The 21,658-nt window shown below is 70.9% G+C and carries 20 protein-coding genes; 8 read left to right on the forward strand and 12 right to left on the reverse strand.

Annotated elements, in window-relative coordinates:
* Window positions 1–394: 394 nt before the first annotated feature.
* The 3 genes from EDD29_RS34785 to EDD29_RS34795 form a co-directional block, all read right to left on the reverse strand.
* Window positions 395–964, reverse strand: coding sequence for an ABC transporter (locus tag EDD29_RS34785; protein ID WP_123668491.1), 570 nt, complete (start codon window positions 962–964; stop codon window positions 395–397).
* A gap of 107 nt (window positions 965–1,071) precedes the next feature.
* On the reverse strand, window positions 1,072–1,665 hold the full coding sequence (locus tag EDD29_RS34790; protein WP_123668492.1) for a class I SAM-dependent methyltransferase: 594 nt from the start codon (window positions 1,663–1,665) through the stop codon (window positions 1,072–1,074).
* Window positions 1,666–1,718: 53 nt separating this feature from the next.
* A complete protein-coding gene (locus EDD29_RS34795) occupies window positions 1,719–2,867 on the reverse strand; it encodes a lactate 2-monooxygenase (RefSeq protein WP_123668493.1) in 1,149 nt (382 codons plus the stop codon).
* A 51-nt stretch (window positions 2,868–2,918) separates the two neighbouring features.
* On the opposite strand from EDD29_RS34795, the gene EDD29_RS34800 reads away from it, so the two are divergent.
* Window positions 2,919–5,393, forward strand: a complete 2,475-nt coding sequence (locus tag EDD29_RS34800) for a DNA gyrase/topoisomerase IV subunit A (RefSeq protein ID WP_246053156.1) — start codon at window positions 2,919–2,921, stop codon at window positions 5,391–5,393.
* 74 nt (window positions 5,394–5,467) lie between these two features.
* Here the strand turns inward: EDD29_RS34800 and EDD29_RS45925 are convergent, their stop codons facing one another.
* Window positions 5,468–5,641: a hypothetical protein gene (locus EDD29_RS45925; RefSeq protein ID WP_170201697.1), complete on the reverse strand. Its 174-nt coding sequence runs from the start codon at window positions 5,639–5,641 to the stop codon at window positions 5,468–5,470.
* 146 nt (window positions 5,642–5,787) lie between these two features.
* Here EDD29_RS45925 and EDD29_RS34810 point away from each other — a divergent pair, with 146 nt between their 5' ends.
* Complete coding sequence (locus EDD29_RS34810) at window positions 5,788–6,579, forward strand: SDR family oxidoreductase (RefSeq protein ID WP_211360103.1); 792 nt, start codon at window positions 5,788–5,790, stop codon at window positions 6,577–6,579.
* 5 nt (window positions 6,580–6,584) lie between these two features.
* On the opposite strand, the gene EDD29_RS34815 is transcribed toward EDD29_RS34810, so the two are convergent.
* Both EDD29_RS34815 and EDD29_RS34820 read right to left on the reverse strand, forming a co-directional pair.
* On the reverse strand, window positions 6,585–7,103 hold the full coding sequence (locus EDD29_RS34815; RefSeq protein WP_123668495.1) for a hypothetical protein: 519 nt from the start codon (window positions 7,101–7,103) through the stop codon (window positions 6,585–6,587).
* Window positions 7,104–7,291: 188 nt separating this feature from the next.
* Entirely contained in the window at window positions 7,292–7,660 is a 369-nt protein-coding gene (locus EDD29_RS34820) for a nuclear transport factor 2 family protein (RefSeq protein ID WP_123668496.1), read from the reverse strand.
* An 87-nt stretch (window positions 7,661–7,747) separates the two neighbouring features.
* Between EDD29_RS34820 and EDD29_RS34825 the strand changes: the two genes are divergently transcribed.
* On the forward strand, window positions 7,748–8,305 hold the full coding sequence (locus EDD29_RS34825) for a thioredoxin family protein (protein WP_123668497.1): 558 nt from the start codon (window positions 7,748–7,750) through the stop codon (window positions 8,303–8,305).
* 135 nt (window positions 8,306–8,440) lie between these two features.
* Here EDD29_RS34825 and EDD29_RS34830 read toward each other — a convergent pair whose 3' ends face one another.
* Window positions 8,441–8,788: a hypothetical protein gene (locus EDD29_RS34830; RefSeq protein WP_211360104.1), complete on the reverse strand. Its 348-nt coding sequence runs from the start codon at window positions 8,786–8,788 to the stop codon at window positions 8,441–8,443.
* 95 nt (window positions 8,789–8,883) lie between these two features.
* Complete coding sequence (locus tag EDD29_RS34835) at window positions 8,884–10,965, reverse strand: DNA gyrase/topoisomerase IV subunit B (RefSeq protein WP_123668498.1); 2,082 nt, start codon at window positions 10,963–10,965, stop codon at window positions 8,884–8,886.
* Between the two features lie 230 nt (window positions 10,966–11,195).
* Between EDD29_RS34835 and EDD29_RS34840 the strand changes: the two genes are divergently transcribed.
* The 3 genes from EDD29_RS34840 (at window position 11,196) to EDD29_RS34850 (ending at window position 13,047) form a co-directional block, all read left to right on the forward strand.
* Window positions 11,196–11,852: a VOC family protein gene (locus tag EDD29_RS34840; protein WP_123668499.1), complete on the forward strand. Its 657-nt coding sequence runs from the start codon at window positions 11,196–11,198 to the stop codon at window positions 11,850–11,852.
* A 148-nt stretch (window positions 11,853–12,000) separates the two neighbouring features.
* Window positions 12,001–12,228, forward strand: a complete 228-nt coding sequence (locus tag EDD29_RS47360; RefSeq protein ID WP_123668500.1) for a DUF7455 domain-containing protein — start codon at window positions 12,001–12,003, stop codon at window positions 12,226–12,228.
* 75 nt (window positions 12,229–12,303) lie between these two features.
* Window positions 12,304–13,047 (forward strand): YaaA family protein, encoded by a 744-nt coding sequence (locus tag EDD29_RS34850; protein WP_123668501.1) that lies wholly within the window; start codon window positions 12,304–12,306, stop codon window positions 13,045–13,047.
* 36 nt (window positions 13,048–13,083) lie between these two features.
* Here EDD29_RS34850 and EDD29_RS34855 read toward each other — a convergent pair whose 3' ends face one another.
* The 4 genes from EDD29_RS34855 to EDD29_RS34870 all read right to left on the reverse strand — a co-directional run bounded on the left by EDD29_RS34855 (window position 13,084) and on the right by EDD29_RS34870 (window position 18,937).
* Entirely contained in the window at window positions 13,084–14,073 is a 990-nt protein-coding gene (locus tag EDD29_RS34855; RefSeq protein ID WP_246053157.1) for a hypothetical protein, read from the reverse strand.
* Window positions 14,074–14,237: 164 nt separating this feature from the next.
* Window positions 14,238–15,860 carry an RNA polymerase sigma factor gene (locus EDD29_RS34860; protein ID WP_123668503.1) on the reverse strand — a complete coding sequence of 541 codons (1,623 nt, stop codon included), beginning with the start codon at window positions 15,858–15,860 and terminating at the stop codon, window positions 14,238–14,240.
* A gap of 142 nt (window positions 15,861–16,002) precedes the next feature.
* Window positions 16,003–18,081, reverse strand: a complete 2,079-nt coding sequence (locus EDD29_RS34865; protein ID WP_123670864.1) for a SpoIIE family protein phosphatase — start codon at window positions 18,079–18,081, stop codon at window positions 16,003–16,005.
* A gap of 277 nt (window positions 18,082–18,358) precedes the next feature.
* Window positions 18,359–18,937, reverse strand: coding sequence for an HhH-GPD-type base excision DNA repair protein (locus EDD29_RS34870; protein WP_281280971.1), 579 nt, complete (start codon window positions 18,935–18,937; stop codon window positions 18,359–18,361).
* Window positions 18,938–19,064: 127 nt separating this feature from the next.
* Here EDD29_RS34870 and EDD29_RS34875 point away from each other — a divergent pair, with 127 nt between their 5' ends.
* Window positions 19,065–20,570, forward strand: a complete 1,506-nt coding sequence (locus EDD29_RS34875) for a hypothetical protein (RefSeq protein ID WP_123668505.1) — start codon at window positions 19,065–19,067, stop codon at window positions 20,568–20,570.
* A 93-nt stretch (window positions 20,571–20,663) separates the two neighbouring features.
* Window positions 20,664–21,656: a TY-Chap domain-containing protein gene (locus EDD29_RS34880; protein WP_123668506.1), complete on the forward strand. Its 993-nt coding sequence runs from the start codon at window positions 20,664–20,666 to the stop codon at window positions 21,654–21,656.
* Window positions 21,657–21,658: the final 2 nt, after the last annotated feature.

Raw genomic sequence — 21,658 nt, forward strand, 5'->3', positions numbered from 1 at the left:
GGCGCGATCTCCGGGCTCCCGCCCAAAAGGAGACCACAAGCCAGACGATCCTTCCCCCACCGGGAAACCTGCACATTCCGCCAAAAATGAGACACCTCCCGGACTCTGCCCCCGCGGCCACCCGGAGGAGAGCCGCGGAGCGGATGATCTGCTCGACACCGGCCGCACCGGCCGACCCCGCGTGCCAGGACGGGAGTTCCACGATCGCCCGCATCGGGCGGCCGGCGGGCCTGGCGAATTGCTCGGCGCCGGCCATACCGGCAGACCCGCGTGCCGGGAGGGGGGTTGCGGCGTCGCCCGCTTCGGGTGGCCGGGAGGGGGCGGAGGGATGGTCGGGGTCGGCGGCGGGCCACTCCCCTCGCCGAGGTGGGCGGAGGCTCCTGGGGCTGGGTTCTCAGGCGGCCAGGAGAAAGGACGCGGAGGGGATGATCCGGTCGGTTCCGGTCAGGTCGGGGAGGGCTCGGGCGGCGACGAGGACGGGGAGCTCCAGGGAGCGCAGGGCCGTCCACAGGGTGTCGGCTTCGGAGGGATCCAGATCGGTGCAGGGCTCGTCGGCGACCAGGGCCGCGGGGGCCGCGAGGAGGGCCAGGGCCAGGTCGAACAGGCGGCGGTCACCCGAGGGCAGGCGCTCGTAGGGGACGGCGGCGCGGGGGGCCAGAAGGGCCAGGACGGTCGAGGCGTCAGAGGTGAAGGGGCGGGCCGACCAGCGCTGCCAGGCTCCGGTCACCTCGCGCAGGCTCAGCTCCCCGTACAGGCCGTCCTCGGCCCACAGCGCGCCGACCAGCACCGTGCGGTCCCGGTACGGGTCGGCGCCTTCGACGCGCACCGCGCCGGGCGCCCCCGGGCGCTGTCCGCAGACGAGTTCCAGCACGCCCCGCGCGTCCGGCCCGCACACCCCGACGACCTCGCCGGGACCGACCGTGCCGCCCCCGCCGATCTCGATCACGTTCGCCCGTTCGTCCATGCCTCCAGCCTGCCGGGCAAAGGCGGGCCGCGGTCAGTGCCGACCGTCAGGACATGTCCCTGAAGCTCTCACCTACGACCCATGACAGATGTCACGGGTCGTGCCGCTCAGGGGGCGCGGTGCACGGAGACGGCGTAGCCGCCCCCGTCGTACGGGTCGCCCTCCCACGTCGCGTAACGGGCGTCAAGGATCAGGCCCGCGTCCGAGCAGTAGGAGTCGTACTCCTCCAGGGTCAGCGAAGGCGGCACGGGGAGGTGCGCCCGGTCGAGGCCGAAGCCCGCCACGAGAAGGGCGCCCGGACGGAGCGCGGCGGCCAGCCGCCGGACGGTCTCGGCCTCCGTGCCCGTCTCGAGGAGGGGGAGGACATTGCCCGCCGCGACGATCAGGTCGAAGTCACCGGGCGGGGAGAACCTCGAGAGGTCGGCCTCGATCCACGTCAGATCGGGGGCGGCCGTCCGGGCGACGGCGAGCATCGACGCGTCGACATCGGCCCCGACGCAGTCATGGCCGAGTTCGGAGAGGCGGATCGCCACCCTTCCGGTGCCGCATCCCGCGTCGAGGACGCGGCCTCCGGAGGGCAGAAGGGCGGCGCAGAAGCCGGCCTCCCCGTGGACGTCCTTCCCGGACTCGGCCAGCGCCGCGAACCTCGCGGCGTAGCCCTCGCCGGACGTCCCCCCGGTCAGCTCTTCCCATCGGTTCATGCCCGCAGCCTACGACCGCGGCGCACCTCCCCCGCCCGGACCTTCCGCCATGGTCAGGCGAGGACGTCCCGGGTCAGGTCCTCGACCCGGTTCAGCCCGGAAAGGCTGACGGTCAGCTCCAGCTCGGCGAGCAGGCAGCGCAGGACGTGCTTCACTCCGGCCTCGCCGCCGAGCCCCAGGCCGTAGGCGTACTGGCGGCCGATGAGCACCGCGTCCGCGCCGAGCGCGACCGCCTTGGCGACGTCCGCGCCGGTCCTGATCCCGCTGTCGAACAGCACCGACACCCGGTCGCCGACCGCGTCGGCGATGCCCGGGAGGCAGTCCAGGGAGGCCACCGCGCCGTCCACCTGACGCCCGCCGTGGTTGGACACGACGATGCCGTCCATCCCCGCGTCGACGGCCTTGCGCGCGTCGTCCACGTGCTGGACGCCCTTGAGGACGATCGGGCCCGCCCAGCGCTCGCGCAGCCACGCCAGGTCGTCCCAGGTGAGGGTGGGGTTCCCGAAGTTCGCGACCCAGTGCAGGATCGCCGTGATCCGGTTCTCCTCGGTGATCTCGCCGCCGACGGCGCGCAGGAACACCGGGTCGGCGAAGTAGTTCTGCACGCCGATCCCGCGCAGGAACGGCAGGTAGGCGGTGTCGAGGTCGCGGGGGCGCCAGGCGAGCTTGAACGTGTCGAGGGTCACGACGAGCGCGTCGTATCCGGAGGCCGCTGCGCGGGAGAGGAAGCTCTCGGCGAGTTCCCGGTCCTTCGGCCAGTACAGCTGGTACCAGCGCGGTCCGGCGACCTCGGCGACCTGCTCCATCGTGCGGGAGGCCGCGGTGCTGAGGATCATCGGGACGCCGAGTTCCTTCGCCGCCTTCGCGACCGCGATCTCGCCCTCGGGGTGCACGATCGACAGCACGCCGACGGGCGCCAGCATGACGGGCGCGGGCATCGGAGTACCCAGGACCGTCGTGGAGAGATCGGGCTTCGAGGTGTCGCGCAGCATCCGGGGCACGATGCGCCAACGGTCGAAGGCCGCCCGGTTGGCGCGCGCGGTCGCCTCGGTGCCCGCGGCCCCGGCGACATAGCCGAAGGCCTGGCCTCCGAGCTTCTCCTGGGCGAGCGCCTCCAGCCGGGACGAGTCGGTCGGCAGCACAGGACGAATGTCCGACAAACCGTTCAGGTAAATCTCGTTCTGGAAGTCGGCGAGGCTCAACGGGGCCCTCCTTGTACAAAACTGTCGCTGGGAACCGCGAGAATAGCCACCATGGCAGCACGTCGTTCAGCGCAGACCCCTCCCCCCGAGGACTTCGAAGAGAACATCGTCGACATCGACGTAGCCGAGGAGATGCGGGGCAGCTTCCTCGAGTACGCCTACTCGGTGATCTACTCCCGCGCGCTGCCCGACGCGCGCGACGGCCTCAAGCCGGTGCAGCGGCGCATCCTGTACTCGATGAACTCCATGGGCCTGCGCCCCGACCGCGGTCACGTCAAGTGCGCCCGCGTCGTCGGCGAGGTCATGGGCAAGCTGCACCCGCACGGCGACAGCGCGATCTACGACGCGATGGTCCGCCTGGCCCAGCCGTGGGCGATGCGGATGCGGATGGTCGACGGGCACGGCAACTTCGGGTCGCTCGGCGGCGACGACGCCCCCGCGGCCATGCGCTACACCGAGGCGCGGATGTCGCCCCAGGCGATGAGCATGGTCACCGGCCTGGACGAGGACACCGTCGAGTTCCGGCCGAACTACGACGGCCAGGAGCTCGAACCGGAAGTCCTCCCCGCCGCGTTCCCGAACCTCCTCGTCAACGGGGCCAGCGGCATCGCGGTCGGCATGGCCACCAACATGGCCCCGCACAACCTCGGCGAGGTCGTCTCCGCGGCCCGCCATCTGCTGGCGCACCCGGACGCGACGCTCGAAGACCTCATGCGCTTCGTGCCGGGCCCCGACCTGCCCACCGGCGGCCGGATCGTCGGCCTCGACGGCGTCCGTGACGCCTACGCCAAGGGCCGCGGCACGTTCAAGACCCGCGCGACGGTCCACGTGGAGTCCGTCACGCCGCGGCGCAAGGGCCTCATCGTCACCGAGCTGCCCTACAACGTCGGGCCCGAGCGGGTCGTCGCCAAGATCAAGGACATGGTCCAGGCGAAGAAGCTCAACGGCATCGCCGACCTCAAGGACCTCACCGACCGGACGACCGGCCTGCGCCTGGTCATCGAGATCAAGAACGGCTTCCACCCCGAGGCCGTCCTGGAGGACCTCTACCGGCTGACGCCGATGGAGGAGACCTTCGGCATCAACAACGTCGCCCTGGTCGACGGCCAGCCGAAGACCCTCGGCCTGCGCGAGCTGCTCCAGGTGTACGTCGACCACCGGCTCGAGGTCGTCCGCCGCCGCTCGGCCTACCGGCGCCGCCGCCGCGAGGAGCGGCTGCACCTCGTCGCCGGCCTGATGGTCGCGCTGCTCAACATCGGCGAGGTCATCCAGGTCATCCGCAGCTCCGACGACACCGGCCAGGCGCGGACCCGCCTGATGCAGGTGTTCGAGCTGTCGGAGATCCAGGCCCAGTACATCCTGGACACCCCGCTGCGCCGCCTCACCCGCTTCGACCGGCTGGAGCTGGAGAAGGAGCGGGAGACGCTGGAGAAGGAGATCGCCGAGCTCACGGCGATCCTCGAGTCGCAGCCCAAGCTGCGCGCGCTGGTCTCCAAGGAGCTCGCCGCGGTCGCCAAGGAGTTCGCCACCCCGCGCCGCACGGTGCTGCTGGAGTCCGGCGGGCAGGCGCAGGTCGCGGCGATGCCGCTGGAGGTCAAGGACGACCCGTGCCTGGTGCTGCTGTCGTCCACCGGCCTGCTGGCCCGCACCACCGAGCCGAACCCGCTGCCAGACGACGGCCCGCGCGCCGCGCACGACGTGCTCACCTCGGTGATCTCGACGACCGCGCGCGGCGAGTTCGGGATCGTCACCAGCGCCGGGCGCCTGGTGAAGGCGAACGTCATCGATCTGCCGACCCTTCCGCCGTCGGCCTCGCCGCCGTCGCTCGCGGGCGGCGCCCCGGTGGCGGAGTTCGTCACCCTTGAGCCGGAGGAGACGGTCGTCGGCCTCGGCGATCTGTCCGAGGACGGCCCGGGCCTCGCGCTCGGCACCGAGCAGGGCGTCGTCAAGCGGGTGCTGAACGACTACCCGGCCAACCGCGACGAGTTCGAGGTGATCACCCTCAAGGACGGCGACCGCGTCGTCGCCGCCGTGCAACTGGAATCGGAAGAGCACGATCTGGTCTTCATCTCCGACGACAGCCAGTTGCTGCGGTACCCGGCCTCGAACGTCCGTCCGCAGGGGCGTCCCGCGGGCGGCATGGCGGGCATCAAGCTCACTCCCGGCGCGAAGGTGATCTTCTTCGGCGTGCTCGACCCGGACCGTCCGTCGGTCGTGGTGACGGTCGCGGGCAGCACCGACGCGTTGGAGGGCACCCAGCTCGGCGCGGCGAAGGTCAGCGACTACGCCGAGTTCCCGCCGAAGGGCCGCGCGACGGGCGGAGTCCGCTCGCACCGCTTCCTCAAGGGCGAGAACACGGTGATCCTCGCCTGGGCGGGCCCGATGCCGGCCTCGGCCGCGACCGCCGCCGGCCAGCCCGCCGACCTCCCACCGGAGCTCGGCCGCCGCGACGGCTCGGGCACCCCCCTGCCCGTCGCGCTCACCGCCATCGGCGGCTCGATCGGCCCGCGCACACCCGCGGAGTGACCCGGTTCCCGGGGGCGGCCCGCCGCCCCCGGGAGCGCCGCCGCGCGCTTCGGCGTCGTGCGGGCGGTCGGCGGTCAGGACCGGCGTCGGCGCAGGAGCTCCAGGACCGCGCCGACGATCGCGGTCCACAGCACCGCCGACACCACGAGCGGGACGAGGCCGAGGCCGTCGCCGCCGACCTCGGCGAGCAGCCAGGACAGGAAGGCGAAGACGAGGCCGGCGAGCAGATAGGCGAGAACACGGAGCATGCTGACCTCCACGGCGTGACCGCAGTTCCGGGCGCAATTCTCCTTGCCCGTTCTCTGCGTTGAGACCCCGGCGCGGCGTCCCAGGTTCGTGATCTCCGGTGTGAAACCCGGTGCGTGCCGCGGTGCGGGCGTGCGACCATCCCGGGATGGACGCCATGCCTTCCGCGCCGCTCGCCGGGCGGGTCGTGCTCGTCACCGGGGTCAGCCGCAGGCGGGGCATCGGGCACGCGGTCGCGAGGCGGCTCGGCGGGATGGGCGCGGGCCTGTTCGTCACCCATCACCGGGCGCACGACGAGGCGCAGCCGTGGGGCGCCGACGACCTGTCCGCGGTCCTGGGCTCGCTGCGAGAGGCCGCGCCGCGCGTGGCGGACCTCGCGGCCGACCTCGCCGACCCCGGGGCCCCTGAGGCGGTCGTGGAGGCCGCCGTCGCGGCCTACGGGCATGTGGACGCACTCGTGTGCGTGCACGCCCGCAGCGGCTCCGACGGGCCGCTCAGCGCGCTGGACCCGGCCTGGCTCGACGCGCACTGGCAGGTCGACGCGCGCTCCACGCTCCTGCTCACCCGCCACTTCGCCGCGCAGCACGACGGACGCCCCGGGGGCCGCGTCGTCTGGTTCGGATCCGGCCAGCACCTCGGGCCGATGCCGTCGGAGGTCGCCTATACCGCGGCCAAGGGCGCCCTGATCGGCGCGCTGCCGACCGTCGCCGCCGAACTCGCCGAGCGCGGCATCCTGCTCAACGCGGTCAATCCCGGCCCCGTCGACACCGGGCATCTTCCCCCCAAGGAGGATTTCCCCGGCTTCGACGTCGCGTTCCCGCTAGGCCGCTACGGCGCCCCCGACGACGCGGCCCGCCTCGTCGCCTGGCTCGTCTCCGATGAGGGCGCCTGGATGGCGGGCCAGCACCTCAGCACCGAGGGCGGCTTCCGGCGCGGGTGACAGGGTCAGCGGGTCGGGATGTCGTACCAGTACCAGGCGCCCTTGATCGGGCGGTAGACGAAGCCGTTCATGCCCTCCGCCTGCGTGGGGACCCCCGACGGCGCGTACAGGAAGCCCGTCTCCTCGTAATAGGGACCGCCCGTGCCCGCGAGCCGGAGCCGCGTCATGTCCGACCCCTCGATCCTCTCGACCTTCGCGATCTCGTAGATCCCCGCCCGCGCCGGCCTCCCCGTCTCGACCTGCCGCGCCAGGTTCGCCTCTCCCGCCGCGAACGCCGCCTTCACCGGCAGATCGAGCCACGCGCACACGCCCAGCAGCAGAGCCAGCGCGGGCGTCGCCCACAACCACCGGTCCCTCCGCCAGACCAGCCTCCCCAACCACACGAGCCCCAGCAGCACCCAGGCCAGCCCGCCGAGCAGGAACGGCCCCGAGTTCCCCGACGGGAACGCCAGCGAGTACAGCACCGCCACCGACGCCCCCGCCGGCAGGACCGCGAGCCACCACACCGAAGCCTTGACGATCATCCGCGCACTCTAACCATCGCCGATCACAGGAGGCTCTCGAACGCCCGGGAACCCGTACCGGTCGCCCTCGACGCCCTTACTCGGCGTACCGCATCCGGTCGCGGACCTCGCCGGGCGACGACCCGGGAGCGATCGGGCGCCGGCGTCCCCAAGCGCCCGATCATCGCCCCCGACGAAGGATCGGGCGATCAGCTCGTCATGTCGTCCGGGCCCCAGTAGGCGCGCATGGTGACGATCTCGCCCGCGTCGTTGAAGGTGAAGACGTCGACGGCCTTGATGGTGAGGTTCAGGGCGGGGAGCTCGATGGTGAAGGCCATCGCGGCGCCGTTGCCGTGCGAGCCGCGGGGCGGGCCGTCGAGGACGAGTTTCGCGCCGGACTCGACGGCGTCGCGGTAGAACTTGCCGATCTCCTCGAGGCCGTGCCTCTCGGGGGTGCCGACGGGGTCCTCGACGACGGCGTCCTCGGCGAACAGTGCGATGACGGATTCGGCGTCTCCGTTGGCGAAGCCGTCCACGTAGGCGCGCAGCGCGGCCTTCATCTCATCCTGGGTGGGCATGGGCGCGAGCGTACCAAGCGCTTGGTCGCAGCTCCAGGGCGGGCCGTCAAGGACATCTCCCGTGCCGAAGGATGCCACGATGTCCCCATGGCCATCCAGTCCTTCCTGGTTCCTCTCGGTACGCCCGCGCCCGCGTTCTCGCTGCCCGACCTGAACGGAACGACGGTCACCCTCGCCTCAGTCGAGGAGCACCCGCTCCTGCTCGTGGTCTTCCTGTCCAACCATTGCCCGTACGTACGGCGGATAGAGAGCGCGCTCGGCGCCTTGACGTCGCGTTATGCCGCGCGAGGGGTCGCCACGCTGGGCATCGCGTCCAACGACGCGGACGCCTACCCCGACGACTCCCCGCCCCATCTCGCCGAGCAGGCGAAGCGCGCCGGCTTCACCTTCCCTTACCTCTACGACGAGTCCCAGGACGTCGCCCGCGCCTACCGCGCCGCCTGCACGCCCGACTTCTTTCTCTTCGCCCCCGACCGCACCCTGACCTACCGGGGCGAGTTCGACGGCGCCCGCCCGTCCAACACGGTCCCGGCGACCGGCTCTACCCTGCGCGAAGCACTCGATCTGGCCCTCACCGGCCATCCCGTCCCCGAGCCGCACACGCCCAGCCTCGGCTGCGGCATCAAGTGGCGGCCCGAGGGCTGACCGACCCCGCCACGCACCCCGCCCCGGTCCCGCATCCGGCACTCCCGGCCCTCCAGGAGGGCCCTGCGGGCGCTGCCGCGCCCGCACGGGACCCCAGGGGCCAGGGGCGCCGGCGGCCGGACCGGCCCGGGGCGCTCAGCTCGGCGCGCGCTGAGCCGGGATCGGGAGCCTGGCTCGCTCGGCGCACTCCACGAGCAGCGCGAGCAGTTCCTCCGGCTCGCCGCCCGGGGTGTCGTAGTGCCAGAAGCGGACGAGCTTCTCGCCCTCGACGCCCGGGCTGTAGCGGCCGAGCACGAAGCAGCCCGCGGCGTGCAGGCGCAGAATGCTCCGGTCGCTGTCGCTCAGCGCTCGGGTATGCGCCGCGGCGTCCAGCAGGGCCAGGGCACTGCGCGCGTCACGGCGGTCGTCGGCCGTCCCGGCGCGGTCCAGCCGCCAGCGGGCGCACTGCTGAAGGTAGTCGGCGACCATCGCACTCTTCTGCACGACGATCAGGGTGCCGGTGGGCGCGGCCCGGCGCGGGCCGCTTGCCCTTACCTTGACGCGCCCCGCACGCTTTCCTGACCGGCCCGCCGCACCCGTCAGGTGTCGATCCGCGTCTCGTCGATCTCCGCGGCGCCCGCGATGATGAAGTCCCGGCGCGGCGGCACCTCACTGCCCATGAGCAGGTCGAACATGCGCTCCGCCTCCGAGGCGTCCTCGATGCGGATCCGGCGCAGGGTGCGGTGGCGCGGGTCCATCGTGGTCTCGGCGAGCTGGTCGGCGTCCATCTCGCCCAGGCCCTTGTAGCGCTGCACCGGGTCCTTCCAGCGCAGGTTCCTGCGCTCCAGCTCGACCAGCTTGCGGCGCAGCTCGGCGTCGGAATAGCAGTAGATGTACTTGTCCTGGCCGCGCTTGGGGTTGGTCAGCTGGATCCGGTGCAGCGGCGGCACCGCCGCGTACACCCGGCCCGCCTCGACCATCGGCCGCATGTAGCGGAACAGCAGGGTGAGCAGCAGCGTGCGGATGTGCGCGCCGTCGACATCGGCGTCGGCCATCAGAATGATCTTGCCGTAGCGCGCGGCCTCGACGTCGAAGGTCCGGCCGGAGCCCGCCCCGAGCACCTGGATGATCGCGGCGCACTCGGCGTTCTTCAGCATGTCGGCCACGGACGACTTCTGCACGTTCAGGATCTTGCCGCGGATCGGCAGCAATGCCTGGAACTCGGAGTCGCGGGCCAGCTTGGCGGTGCCCAGCGCCGAGTCGCCCTCGACGATGAACAGTTCGCTGCGGTCCTCGGTGGTGCGGCAGTCGACCAGCTTGGCCGGGAGCGCGGAGGACTCCAGCGCGTTCTTGCGGCGCTGGGTGTCGCGCTGGGTGCGGGCGGCGATCCGGGTCTTGGCGGCCCCGACGATCTTCTCCAGCACCGTGCGGAGCTGCTGCTTCTGGCCGCGCGTCGGGTTCTCGAAGATCTCCTTGAGCTGCTTGCCGACCACCTGGTTGACGATCCGGGTGGCGTCGGAGGTGCCGAGGATCTCCTTGGTCTGGCCCTCGAACTGCGGCTCGGGAAGACGGACGGTGACGACGGCGGTGAGGCCCTCGAGCACGTCCTCCTTGATCACGTTGTCGTCGTTGACCCTGAGCAGCTTGGTCGCCCGCAGCTGCTCGTTGAGCACCCGGACCAGCGCCCGGTCGAAGCCCTGGACGTGGGTGCCGTGCTTGGGCGTGGCGATCACGTTGACGAAGCTGCGGACCACGGTGTCGTAGCCGGTGCCCCAGCGCAGCGCGACGTCCACGTCGAGCTCGCGCGGGACGTCGGTGGGCACGAGGTGGCCGAGGTCGTCCAGGACCGGGACGGTCTCGGTGAAGTGGCCGCTGCCCTGGATGCGCAGGACATCGCAGATCTCCGGGTCCCTGGCCAGGAAGCCGGTGAACTCGCTGATGCCGCCCTCGAAGCGGAACACCTCGTACAGCGGGGTCTCGGCGCGCTCGTCGGTGACCGTGATCTCCAGGCCGGGGACCAGGAACGCGGTCTGCCGCATCCGGTCGAGCACCGGCTCGGTGGCGATCGTGGCGTCCTTGAGGAAGATCTGGAAGTCCGGCCAGAAGCGGATCCTGGTGCCCGCGCGACCGCGGGGGATCTTCGCGCCCTCCACGACGCCCGACTTCTTCTTGAACGACGCCTTGGGGCCGTCGCCGTCGAAGATCCCGGCGATGCCGCGGCGGAAGGAGATGTGGTGGGTGTTGCCGGAGCGGTCGACCTCGACGTCCAGGCGCGCGGACAGCGCGTTCACGACGGAGGCGCCCACCCCGTGCAGGCCGCCGGAGGCGGTGTAGGAGACACCACCGAACTTGCCGCCCGCGTGCAGCCTGGTCATGACCAGTTCCACGCCGGGCAGCTTGGTCTTGGGCTCGATGTCGACGGGGATCCCGCGCCCGTCGTCGGCGACCGAGCACGATCCGTCCGCGTGCAGCACGACGTCGATCTTCGTGCAGTACCCGGCGAGCGCCTCGTCCACACAGTTGTCGACGATCTCCCACAGGCAGTGGATGAGACCGCGGCTGTCGGTCGACCCGATGTACATACCGGGGCGTTTGCGCACGGCCTCCAGGCCCTCGAGCACCGACAGGTGCCGGGCGGAGTAGCCGGCGGCGTCCACGTTTTCCTCGACGGCGGTGGTCACGACGCTCCCTCAAACGCTCCTCAGACACGATGTCCCGCGACGGGGCCCGGCGGACCGGACGACCTCGGCGCCGGAATCCGGCGCGAACCCCGCTCGAAACCCAGGCTCTAACCTAGCCGCGGGTTCGAACATGCATTGCATCGTCGTCGCAAGACCTTACCCCGTCCGGCCGACGGACGAGCGCCGTCCGCGTTCTGCGGATTTCCGGCGCCCTGCCTAGGGTGGATCGCATGACGATCGCGACCTTCAAAGACCTGTGCCTGGACGCCGGTGACGCGGCGGCCCTCGGCGCCTTCTGGGGGCGGCTGCTCGGGCTCGCCGACGAGCCGGACGGGGAGGGCGACTCCGTCCTGCGCGGCCCGGACCCTCGGCAGACGATCTGGATCAACCGGGTGCCCGAGGCCAAGACCGTCAAACACCGCGTTCACCTGGACGTCCTCCCCTCGACCGGCATAGCGGGCCTGGAGGCCCTGGGGGCGCGGGTCCTCGCGCGGGAACCGGAATGGACCGTCATGGCCGATCCCGAGGGCGGGGAGTTCTGCGTCTTCCCCGGCCCGGCGGAGGGCCGGATCAGGTCCCTCGTCATCGACAGCGCCGACCCCGCCGCGCAGGCGGCCTGGTGGGCGGCGGCCCTCGGCGCCGAGGCGGCGCAGGAGGACGGCTGGTGGTCCGTCCGGAAGATCCCCGAGTCCCCCTTCGACTCATGGGATTTCGTGCCCGTCCCGGAGCCCAAGACCCTCAAGAACCGGCTGCACTGGGACGTCACCGGAGAGGTGTCCGACCTGGTCAGAGCGGGTGCGCGCGTTCTCCGGGAGCAGGACGCGGAGATCCGCTGGACCGTCATGGCGGATCCGGAGGGCAACGAGTTCTGTGTCTTCGGTCACTGAAACGAGCCATGGGCGTGGTGGGATCGTGGCGAACCCTCGGTGGAGAAGGCACTTTCTGCTGTCGGCGTAGCGCAGGAGGTTTTGGGAACGCCCAGGTCGGGTTAGATGTTCTCCTAAGTACCGACCCCCGAGTACAGAGGAAGGTGCCGTGACTGGAACCCTTGCCCCGACCAAGCCGCTCACCGCGCAGGACCGCTGCGACCGCTGTGGGGCCCAGGCTTATGTGCGTGCCACCCTGAGCGGTGGCGCGGATCTATTGTTCTGCGCCCACCACGGCCGGAAGTACGGGGAGACCCTCCGTGCTTCGGGGGCTGAGCTCCATGACGAAACCGACAAGCTGACCGAGAACCGACTGCGCGGCGACGACCACGCATAAGTCCTGATCAGCCCGACAGGTCAACGAAGGGCCGTCCGCCCCGGACGGCCCTTCGTGCTGCTTTAAGATCTTCTGATGCTCATCCTCCTGCCGCCGTCAGAGGGGAAGGCGACGGCCGGGACCGGCCCGCCCCTCGACCTCTCGACGCTCTCCTACGCCGCGCTGACGCCCGTCCGGGCGAAGGTCCTGGCGTCGCTCACGGAGCTCTGCTCCGGCCCCGAGGCGCACGCTCAGGCCGTCCTGGGCCTCACCGACGGGCAGCGCGACGCGATCGCCCGCAACCGGGAGCTGCGCACCGCCCCGACCCTGCGGGCCGCCGAGCTCTACACGGGCGTGCTCTACGACAATCTGCGCCTCGCCGACCTCGACGAGGCGGCGCGCGCGAAGATCCTGATCTTCTCAGGGCTGTGGGGGGTGCTCCGGCCCGATGACCGGGTGCCGCCGTACCGGCTGGCGATGGGCGTCAAGCCGCCGTCACTCGGCGCGCTCGCGGGCGTGTGGCGCCCGGCGCTGCACGAGGCGATCCAGCCCGGCGAACTCGTGGTCGACATGCGCTCGGCACCGTACGCGGCCGCCTGGAAGCGGCCCTCCGTGGGCGTACGGGTGCTCCGCGAGCGCGTCGTCGACGGCGTGGTGAAGCGCTCGGTCGTCAGCCACATGGCGAAGGCGACCCGGGGCGCGGTGGCCCGCGACCTACTGGTCAACGGCGTCGCGGCGACGTCCGTCGAAGAGCTGGTCAAGGCCCTGTCCCGGCTCGGCTATGCCGTCGAGCCGACGAGCGGCGGGATCGACGTGGTGATCAGCGATCCCTTGCCGTGAAGGGGTCCCGGGTTCCGGGGCCCTTGGTGCCCGGCCTCAGCCGTCCATCAGGTTCAGGTGCTTGCACGCCTTGGCGTACTGGTCGACGACGTTTCCGCCGATGTAGGTCCACGGCAGAGAAGCGGGCCTGCCTTGCGTCCGCAGCAGGTGGTTGCGGGCGGGACGGCGGGCGTCGGCCAGGTGGAAGGCCGCGCCGAAGAGGTTGTGCGCCTCGATCGTGCGGGGGTGCGGGCGGGGGCCCTCGTGCCAGCCGCGGGCCGCGGCCTCCACGTCGCGGATCTCGGAGCCGGAGAACCAGGACGACGAGCCCTTGATGATTCCGGAACGTTCCTGGACGAAGTACTCGAAATATGCGAGAGGCATCAAAGCCGCACGAGGATCTTCACGCGAGGACATGCTCATCGCCACTCTGGCGAAATCGAACATCTCCTCGGCGACCCCTCCCCATTGCGGAGAAAGGCTGATCACCCGGGCGACGTGCGCGCCATAAAGGGTCGGCCAGCGGGACGACGCCTGCTTCCACAGTTCGGTCTTGTCGTCGGCGTCGGTCTCCAGGCCCAGGGCGAGCCACTGCATCGACTCCCACGGCACCGGATCGTCGTGGAACAGCTCGGCCGCCGTCTTCAGCGGAATCCTCGCCTCGTGCAGGGCCTTGGTGAACGCCTGGTATCCGCCCGCCTGCTGCGACCGCGACCGGGCGGCGGGCCTGATCTGCCACGCCTCCTCGATCAGCGTGCGGCCCAGCCAGAGATGCAGGTCGGGGTTGTGCGGATCGTGTGCGAGCAGCGCTTCGATGCCCTTGCTCCAGCCCACCGCGGCCTTCGCCAGGTACTCCACGCGCAACGAGCGCAGCTCGGGATCGGTTCGGGTCTCCCAGAGGGCGGAGACCGCGACTCTCAGATAGCGTTCGCGGACGGCATCACAGGCCTGATCCAGAATCGGGTCATGCCAGGGGCGTCCATCTATGACGCGCTCGGCCCGAGGACGGTGTCCCGCGGGCTGCAAGTGCACCCTGTCAACCTCCATCACTCCCATGAAATCTGAGACTAGGGAGCACGGGAGCTTCGGTAAGTGCGCTTACGTAAACAGCATGTAAATCGCCCCGCTTTGGAGAGCATGATCCGAAAAAATACGACGGACCGTCTCCAGGAGACGGCCCGCCGTGATCGAATCGTTCGTCGGGTGACGAATCAGTCGAGGTAGTCCCGCAGCACCTGCGAACGCGACGGGTGGCGGAGCTTCGACATGGTCTTGGACTCGATCTGCCGGATCCGCTCACGCGTGACGCCGTAGACCTTGCCGATCTCGTCGAGGGTCTTCGGCTGGCCGTCGGTGAGGCCGAACCGCATCGAGACCACACCGGCCTCGCGCTCGGACAGGGTGTCGAGCACCGAGTGGAGCTGCTCCTGGAGCAGGGTGAAGCTGACCGCGTCGGCCGGGACGATCGCCTCGGAGTCCTCGATCAGGTCGCCGAACTCGCTGTCGCCGTCCTCGCCCAGCGGGGTGTGCAGGGAGATCGGCTCGCGGCCGTACTTCTGCACCTCGACGACCTTCTCCGGGGTCATGTCGAGTTCCTTGGCCAGCTCCTCCGGGGTGGGCTCGCGGCCCAGGTCCTGGAGCATCTGCCGCTGCACGCGGGCCAGCTTGTTGATCACTTCGACCATGTGGACCGGGATGCGGATGGTCCGGGCCTGGTCGGCCATGGCGCGGGTGATCGCCTGACGGATCCACCAGGTGGCGTACGTGGAGAACTTGTAGCCCTTGGTGTAGTCGAACTTCTCGACCGCGCGGATCAGACCGAGGTTGCCCTCCTGGATCAGGTCCAGGAACAGCATGCCGCGGCCGGTGTAGCGCTTGGCGAGGGAGACCACCAGGCGGAGGTTGGCCTCCAGCAGGTGGTTCTTGGCGCGACGGCCGTCCTCGGCGATCCACTCGAGGTCCTCGAGGTCCTCCTCCGAGAGGCGGCCGACCTCGTTGGCCAGGCGCTCCTCGGCGAACAGGCCGGCCTCGATCCGCTTGGCGAGCTCGACCTCCTGCTCGGCATTGAGGAGGGGCACCTTGCCGATCTGCTTCAGGTAGTCCTTGACCGGGTCGGCCGTGGCGCCCGCGGCGACGATCTGCTGGACGGGGGCGTCCTCGTCGTCGTCGGTGTCGGTGAGGACGAAGCCCTCTTCCTCGTCCTTCTCCCCCGCTGCGCGGGGCTTGGGGACCTCGGCCCCGGCCTGGGGCTCCTCGTCCTCTTCGGACTCCTCGGTCTCTTCGACGGTCTCTTCGACGGCGTCGTCGGCCTCGAGGTCGGACAGGTCGAGGTCCTCGATCTCCTCAAGGTCCTCGGCGTCGTCCTCCCCGTCGGGACCGGCCTTCTTGACGGCCTTGACGGGCTTGGCCGGAGCGGCCTTCTTCGCCCCGGGAGCGGCAGCCGGCTTGGCGGCAGGCGCCTTGGGCTTGCGCGCCGCCCTGGCGATCGGCTTGGCGGCGGCGGGCTTGTCCTCCGCGCCTTCCTCCACCACCGCGGTCACCGTTTCCGGCTTCTCCTTGGCGGCGGCTGCTGTCTTGGGGCGGCGTGGAGCGGCGGCCTTGCGCGGACGCTTGGGCGCCGCGGAGTCGGCAGCTGTCACCATGACGGTCACACCCTCCTTGCTCAGGCTCCGCAGGATGGCGGGGGCCTTCGACACCGGAATGTCGGCCTCCTCGAACGTCCGGCGTACATCGTCAGCCTCGATGTAGCCCTGCGTCCTGGCACGTTCGAGGAGCTGCTCGATGACGAGGTCGTGCAGCTCGGACGGCTTCGAGGTAGAACTGGCAGGCGACACAAATACCTCTCGAACGAACGTGTGGCTTTGACGGCCCGTGTCTACTGCAGACACGTTCCTCAGGCCCGTCAGGGAAGGAGCATCGTACCCGGAGCCCGCTAACACACCACCTTAGGGGGAGTCCAGTGGTCCTTCGTACGGACTACGCCGTGTTTCTGGGTGGAACATGGAGCGCGAGCACCGTGACATCGTCATCCTGGTCATACCCGGCGAGCATCTGGTCGACCAGGTAATCCACGAGGATCTCGGGGTCACGGACGACGTCCGGCGGGGCGTTCCCGGCCACCCCGAGAAGTTCCTCGAGGCCCACGTCGACCCCGCGCCGACGGTTCTCGACAAGTCCATCGGAATAGAACACGACAGTGTTGCCTGGTTCGACCGAAAAACTTGACTGCTGTCGCTGGGAGGGCCATCCGAGAGGGGTCCCTGGCTCGGCGAACCCGAGCGACGGCGGCCCGTCGGGGCGGACCACGAGGGCCGGAGGGTGTCCGGCATTGGACACGACCGCGGCGCCGGTCTCCGGGTTGATCACCGCGTAGGCCAAGGTCACGAACTGCTCTTCCGGCTCGGTCGCGGAGAAGACGCGGTCGAGTCCGGCCAGCACGGCCGCCGGGCGCGGGTCGTTGAGCGCCAGGGCCCGTAGCGCGTTGCGCACCCGGCCCATCACCGACGCGGCGAGGACGCCCTTGCCCATGACGTCGCCGACGGCGATCGCGAGGCGGTCGTCGGCCAGCCGGAAGGCGTCGTACCAGTCGCCGCCGACCTGCACGTGGCGGGTCGCGGGGTGGTAGCGGGCCGCCAGCTGCATCCCGGCGAGCTGGGGCAGGCTGTCGGGCAGCAGGGAGCGCTGGAGGGTCTCCGCGGTCTTGTGCTCCTGCTCGTAGAGGGTCGCGCGGCCCACCGCCAGCGCGCACTGGCCGGCCAGGGCCTCCAGGAAGACCCGCTCCTCCTCGGTGATCTCCCGAGGGCGGGTGAAGGTGAAGCGCAGGGCGCCGATCGCCGACCCCGCCATCAGCAGCGGCAGGCCCACCCAGGCCCGTTCATCGGATTCGGCCAGGTAGCCTTCCAGATCCGCGTCGCCGCCCAGCTGCTGCCGCAGGCTGGCGGGCGTGGAGGCGAGGAACGGGCGGCTCTCACGGACCGCCACCGACATGGAGGTGGACGCGCTGACCGGGATCACCATGGGCGCCTCGCCCTCCACGGCGCCGTCCGGGGAGATCAGGGTGAGGCGGAACTTGTCGTGGTCCAGCAGCGCCACCGACGAGCGGTCCGCGCCGATCGCCGACCTGCCCACCTCGGTGATCACCGAGACCACCTGGGAGACCGTCAGCGCCTCGGCCAGCATCGAGGTGGCCTGCTGGAGGCGCGCGGTGCGCAGGGCCGCGGCGGAGAGCTGCTCGGTGAGTCGGCCGCGCATCTCGTCGGCCTCGCGCTGGCCGGTGACGTCGGTGTTGGCGCCGACCCACTCGACCACCTGCTCGCCCCGCTTGATCGGGACGGCGCGCACCTCGTACTGGCGGAAGGCGCCGGTCTTGGTGCGGACGCGATAGGCGATCTGGAAGGTGCGGTTGTCGTCCAGCGCCTCCAGCCAGGAGGTCTCGACCCGCTGTCGGTCCTCCTCGTGGACGACCGACAGCCAGCCGCCCTCGCGGTACTCCTCCAGCGTCTGGCCGGTGATCGCGCGCCACTCGGGCGCGTCGTCGACGGCCTCGCCGCGCGGGGAGGTCACCCAGACCACCTGGGAGGAGGCCTCCACCAGGGACCTGTACCGCTCCTCCTTGCGACGGATCTGCTCCTCGTCCAGCCGGCGCTCGGTGACGTCCACGGCGATCAGCGCGACACCGAGCACCTTGCCGTCCGGGCCGTGCGAGGGGAACCAGCTCGTCGCCCAGCAGCCGACGGTGTCCCCCTCGTTCGGGCCGGCGAAGCGGAAGTCACGGTCCACCACGGCGCGGTCGGTGGAGACGACCTCGGCGACCTGCGCGGTCACGGTGGCCGCGATGTCCTCGCGCAGCAGGTCGGCGGGAAGGGTGTCGACGAGATCATCGGCCGGGACGCCGAGGAGGTCGGCCAGGGTGTCGTTGACCCGTCGGCAGCGCATCTCGGCGTCGAAGAACGCGAAGCCCATGGGCGCCTCGCGGACCAGCGTCGAGAAGAGCGCCGAGTCGGACGCCGCCAGGCCCGAGACCCGCGGGCCGGGCACAGACGTATCGGTGCTCATCGCCGCCACCTCCGGTGCCACTCACGCCCTACGGCGAGGCAAGTTTCCATCACTATGGGTGAATGGGAGCAGGTTAGCGCTCCCGCCTCCATCACAACAGCGGTCGGAGTCACTTCATCATCCCGAGGTGCGCGCGGTTGCACAACCACCCGTCTCGTCGGGCCCAGCCGGTCAATGTCACCCTAGTCGTCCCCTCCTACGGGCGCCATGGCGCGAACCGCCCCGAGATCCTAGAACGCGGGACGTCCCCGGTACCCCCAACTCGCCGGTATCGGGATCAGCCCTGGCTTTTGGCCGCGGCTTTGGCCGCCTTCTTGAACTCCCGCACCTTGACCAACGATTCCGGGCCGGTGATGTCGGCCACCGAACGGTGAGACCCTTCTTCCCCGTACGCGCCCGCCGCCTCGCGCCAGCCCTCCGGCGTCACGCCGAACTGCTTGCCCAGCAGCGCCAGGAAGATCTGTGCCTTCTGCTTGCCGAAACCTGGCAGTTCGTTGAGCCTGCGCAGGAGGGTGCGCCCGTCCGGGACGTCCGCCCAGATGGCCGAGGCGTCGCCGTCGTAGTGCTCGACCAGGTAGGCGCACAGTTGCTGCACGCGCTTGCCCATCGACCCCGGGTAGCGGTGCACCGCCGGCGTCCGGGCCATGAGCGCGGCGAACCGTTCGGGATCGCACGCGGCGATCTCGTGCGCGTCCAGATCCGCGGCCTCCATCCGGCGCGCGATCGTCAGCGGCCCGCCGAACGCCCGCTCCATCGGCACCTGCTGGTCGAGCAGCATGCCGGTGAGCGCCGCGAGAGGGCTGCGCGCCAGCAGCGCGTCGGCCTCCGGATCCTGGGCAAGTCGCAGTTCCACCATGCCCTCCATTATGAAGCGCTCCCCCGCTCCTGTCCGGAACCCCCGCTGATCCAGCACCCCGCCCACCGGGCGGGAAAGCGCCCGATCGCCGGAGCGGCGCGGCCGTGACCAAGTACAGTGGCTGAACGTGAGTCCGCGCCGCGCCGAGGAGATCTCGGGGATCTTCGACGACATGCTCGTGCACGCTCGCGAACTGCTCGCCGTCCGCAGTCCGCTGGACGCCGAGCTGATCGTCAGCGAGATCCTGGGCGCCTGGTACGGCGGCAGATCCGGGCAGGGCGATCTGGAGAAGGTCGTCGGCGAGGCGCTGCTCGACCACGCGATCCGTTCGGCGACTCCCGCGGCGCTCGCGCTGCTGTCCGGGGTGGCCAATCTCGGCACGCCGCGCCAGGCGCCGAAGGCGGAACGGGGCGCGCTGCGGTTGATGGGCATGGGCGTGGCGAGGCCGACCTGGGCGGACCGGATGGGTCTCGTGGCGCCGGCCGCCGCCTATCTCTCCCGGGACGTCTACGGCGACCAGAAGACGGTCATCTGCACCTTCACGTACGGGGGCGAGGAAGAGCACGCGCTCGTCGTCCTGGTGGACGAGAACATGGGCGGGCGCTTCGACGCCCCGGCCGACAACGGCCTCGTCCGGGACGCGTGGGTGTCCTCTCAGGTGGAACGCCTGCTCGACCACTGCCGTGCGGAGGCACGGTCCAGCCCGCTCATGGAGTTCACCGAGATCGACCCGCGTGAGGCCAGGGCACTGCTGGAACCGGCGCTCGAACTGACGGGATCCCTGCGCGACGCTCCGGTGAGCGACTCCTTCGCGTCCTATAACGCGCTGCTGCGCGCCCGGGTGAAGGTGCTGCCTCTCGGCGGGTTCAAGCCGCCGCTCCCGAGGTGGAGCGCCGACCGCAGGGCCACGATCGGCGCCCGGTTCCTGGCGTCGGAGGAGGCGGGCGAACTGTCCGACCTCGCCGCCGCGGGCCGGTGCGTCGACCGGATCATCGACTACGGGTGCGCCCGCGACTTCGGCCGTCCGCTGCGCGTCAGCCCCATCAAGTGCGAGATGTTCCTGCTGGACTGGCTGCCCCGCAAGGTGTTCCTCAGCCCGTCGGAGCAGGAGGCGATGCCGCACGTGCTGGCGGCGTGGGTGCGCTGGGCGGCCCGCCGCACGAATCTTCCCGACGAGGGCGTGCGGGCGACCCTGGACGCCGTGTGGGACGCCACCCACAAGTTCGGCGAGGCCTACCGGGATCCGGCGGCCTCCGGACTGGACCGGGCGCTGGTGGAGAAGCTGCTGCCCGACGGCGATCTGGAGGCGCTGCCCCGGCGGGCCTTCGCGCTGCCGTTCCTCACCGGGGAGCTGGCCGGGCTCGATCCCGCCGACGCCGCCGACCGGAGGGTCATGCTCGCCTATGAGCATCCGGGCGCGACCGAGGCCGAACTCGACGGATACGAGCGGCTGGCCGACCGGTTGTGGAAAGGTGACCCTCCCGAACTGTGGGAGACGACGCAGCGACTGCTCGACGAGGGCGGCCAGCGTCACCTCGTGGTGCACGGGCTGATGCGCCTCGTCGTGCGTTTCGACCGAGACCGTCCCGGTCTGCGACGGGCTCTCCGGAAGATACGGGCGGAAGACCTTTAGACTGTGGCCGCCCGGTTGCCAGAGTGACAGCGCATCGGGATCATTCGCTGGACGTCCAGGGGGATGCCCCACAGCGTGAAAGGGAGAATCGCCTTGGAGTGGTCGGAGTTCGCCCAGCGGTTCGCCCTTGAGCTGTCGACCCTCGACCGCGACACGATCCTCATCGTCCGTGAGCACGACGAGAGCCGTCATTACGTGCAGGCGATGCGCGAACCCGACAGGCTCTACGCCGAGTCGGTCAGCAACAACTTCCTCGACGGCCCGCTGCTGCTCGGCCCGTCGGACGAGGAGATCCTCACCGAGGCCGGCTGGCGGCCCCCCACGGCCGACTGGTCGCCCGCCAACTGGTGGACGGAGCTGCCGCCCGACTCCGGGCCCGGCGCGTTCACCCTGCTCGCCGACATGATGGTGACCGCGCTGCGCGACGTCCAAGGCGTCCGGCGGCCTCTGGACCTGGTGTACGAGTCGTTCCATCGGCACGGCACCGGGCAGATCGACCTGCCGCGCTTCGGCATCGCCTCCGCCCAGGCGGCGGGCCGCCGCCGCGCGCCCGCGCCCATCTCCGCGCCCGTCCCTACCCGGGAGCCGACCGTGGAAGACGTCCTCACCGACGCCCGAAGACGCGATGACCACGTCACCTACTTCGACGTCCTGATCGGCGCGGAGCTGCTGCTGCCGCTGACCGGGGCGGGCCAGGTGGGCTATCGCACCGTCCTGCACGACGGGGCGGTGCACGTCCTGGCGTTCACCTCGCCCGCCGCGCAGGACGCCGCCGGATACGCCGGGCCGCACCACCGCACCGACGTGCTGGGGCTGGCGGGAGGCTGGCCCGATCCGGCCTGGCAGCTCACCGTCAACCCGGGGCTGCCGAGCGAGATGCGCTTCGACGCGACGTCGGTCCAGCGGCTCGCCGACATGCGCCGCACCGCGGGCCGGGTGTCCGCGGTGGACGCCCAGGTGCTGCCACCCGCGCCAGGGCTGCCGATCCGGCTGCCGCACGGCGCGCAGCTGTGGTCCGACACCGGCCTGATCGCCGTGTTCGACGGCGTGAGCGGCCGCTGGACCGAGACCTCCCGGGCGCAGTAGGC

Origin of the sequence: Actinocorallia herbida (assembly GCF_003751225.1) — a bacterium.
Classification (GTDB): domain Bacteria; phylum Actinomycetota; class Actinomycetes; order Streptosporangiales; family Streptosporangiaceae; genus Actinocorallia; species Actinocorallia herbida.

What these genes read in the sequence shown, in the direction of transcription:
- EDD29_RS34785 (WP_123668491.1), bottom strand. Translation starts at nt 964, where the DNA reads ATGGACGAACGGGCGAACGTGATCGAGATCGGCGGGGGCGGCACGGTC.
- EDD29_RS34790 (WP_123668492.1), bottom strand. Translation starts at nt 1,665, where the DNA reads ATGAACCGATGGGAAGAGCTGACCGGGGGGACGTCCGGCGAGGGCTAC.
- EDD29_RS34800 (WP_246053156.1), top strand. Translation starts at nt 2,919, where the DNA reads ATGGCAGCACGTCGTTCAGCGCAGACCCCTCCCCCCGAGGACTTCGAA.
- EDD29_RS45925 (WP_170201697.1), bottom strand. Translation starts at nt 5,641, where the DNA reads ATGCTCCGTGTTCTCGCCTATCTGCTCGCCGGCCTCGTCTTCGCCTTC.
- EDD29_RS34810 (WP_211360103.1), top strand. Translation starts at nt 5,788, where the DNA reads ATGGACGCCATGCCTTCCGCGCCGCTCGCCGGGCGGGTCGTGCTCGTC.
- EDD29_RS34815 (WP_123668495.1), bottom strand. Translation starts at nt 7,103, where the DNA reads ATGATCGTCAAGGCTTCGGTGTGGTGGCTCGCGGTCCTGCCGGCGGGG.
- EDD29_RS34820 (WP_123668496.1), bottom strand. Translation starts at nt 7,660, where the DNA reads ATGCCCACCCAGGATGAGATGAAGGCCGCGCTGCGCGCCTACGTGGAC.
- EDD29_RS34825 (WP_123668497.1), top strand. Translation starts at nt 7,748, where the DNA reads ATGGCCATCCAGTCCTTCCTGGTTCCTCTCGGTACGCCCGCGCCCGCG.
- EDD29_RS34840 (WP_123668499.1), top strand. Translation starts at nt 11,196, where the DNA reads ATGACGATCGCGACCTTCAAAGACCTGTGCCTGGACGCCGGTGACGCG.
- EDD29_RS34850 (WP_123668501.1), top strand. Translation starts at nt 12,304, where the DNA reads ATGCTCATCCTCCTGCCGCCGTCAGAGGGGAAGGCGACGGCCGGGACC.
- EDD29_RS34855 (WP_246053157.1), bottom strand. Translation starts at nt 14,073, where the DNA reads ATGGAGGTTGACAGGGTGCACTTGCAGCCCGCGGGACACCGTCCTCGG.
- EDD29_RS34865 (WP_123670864.1), bottom strand. Translation starts at nt 18,081, where the DNA reads ATGAGCACCGATACGTCTGTGCCCGGCCCGCGGGTCTCGGGCCTGGCG.
- EDD29_RS34870 (WP_281280971.1), bottom strand. Translation starts at nt 18,937, where the DNA reads ATGGTGGAACTGCGACTTGCCCAGGATCCGGAGGCCGACGCGCTGCTG.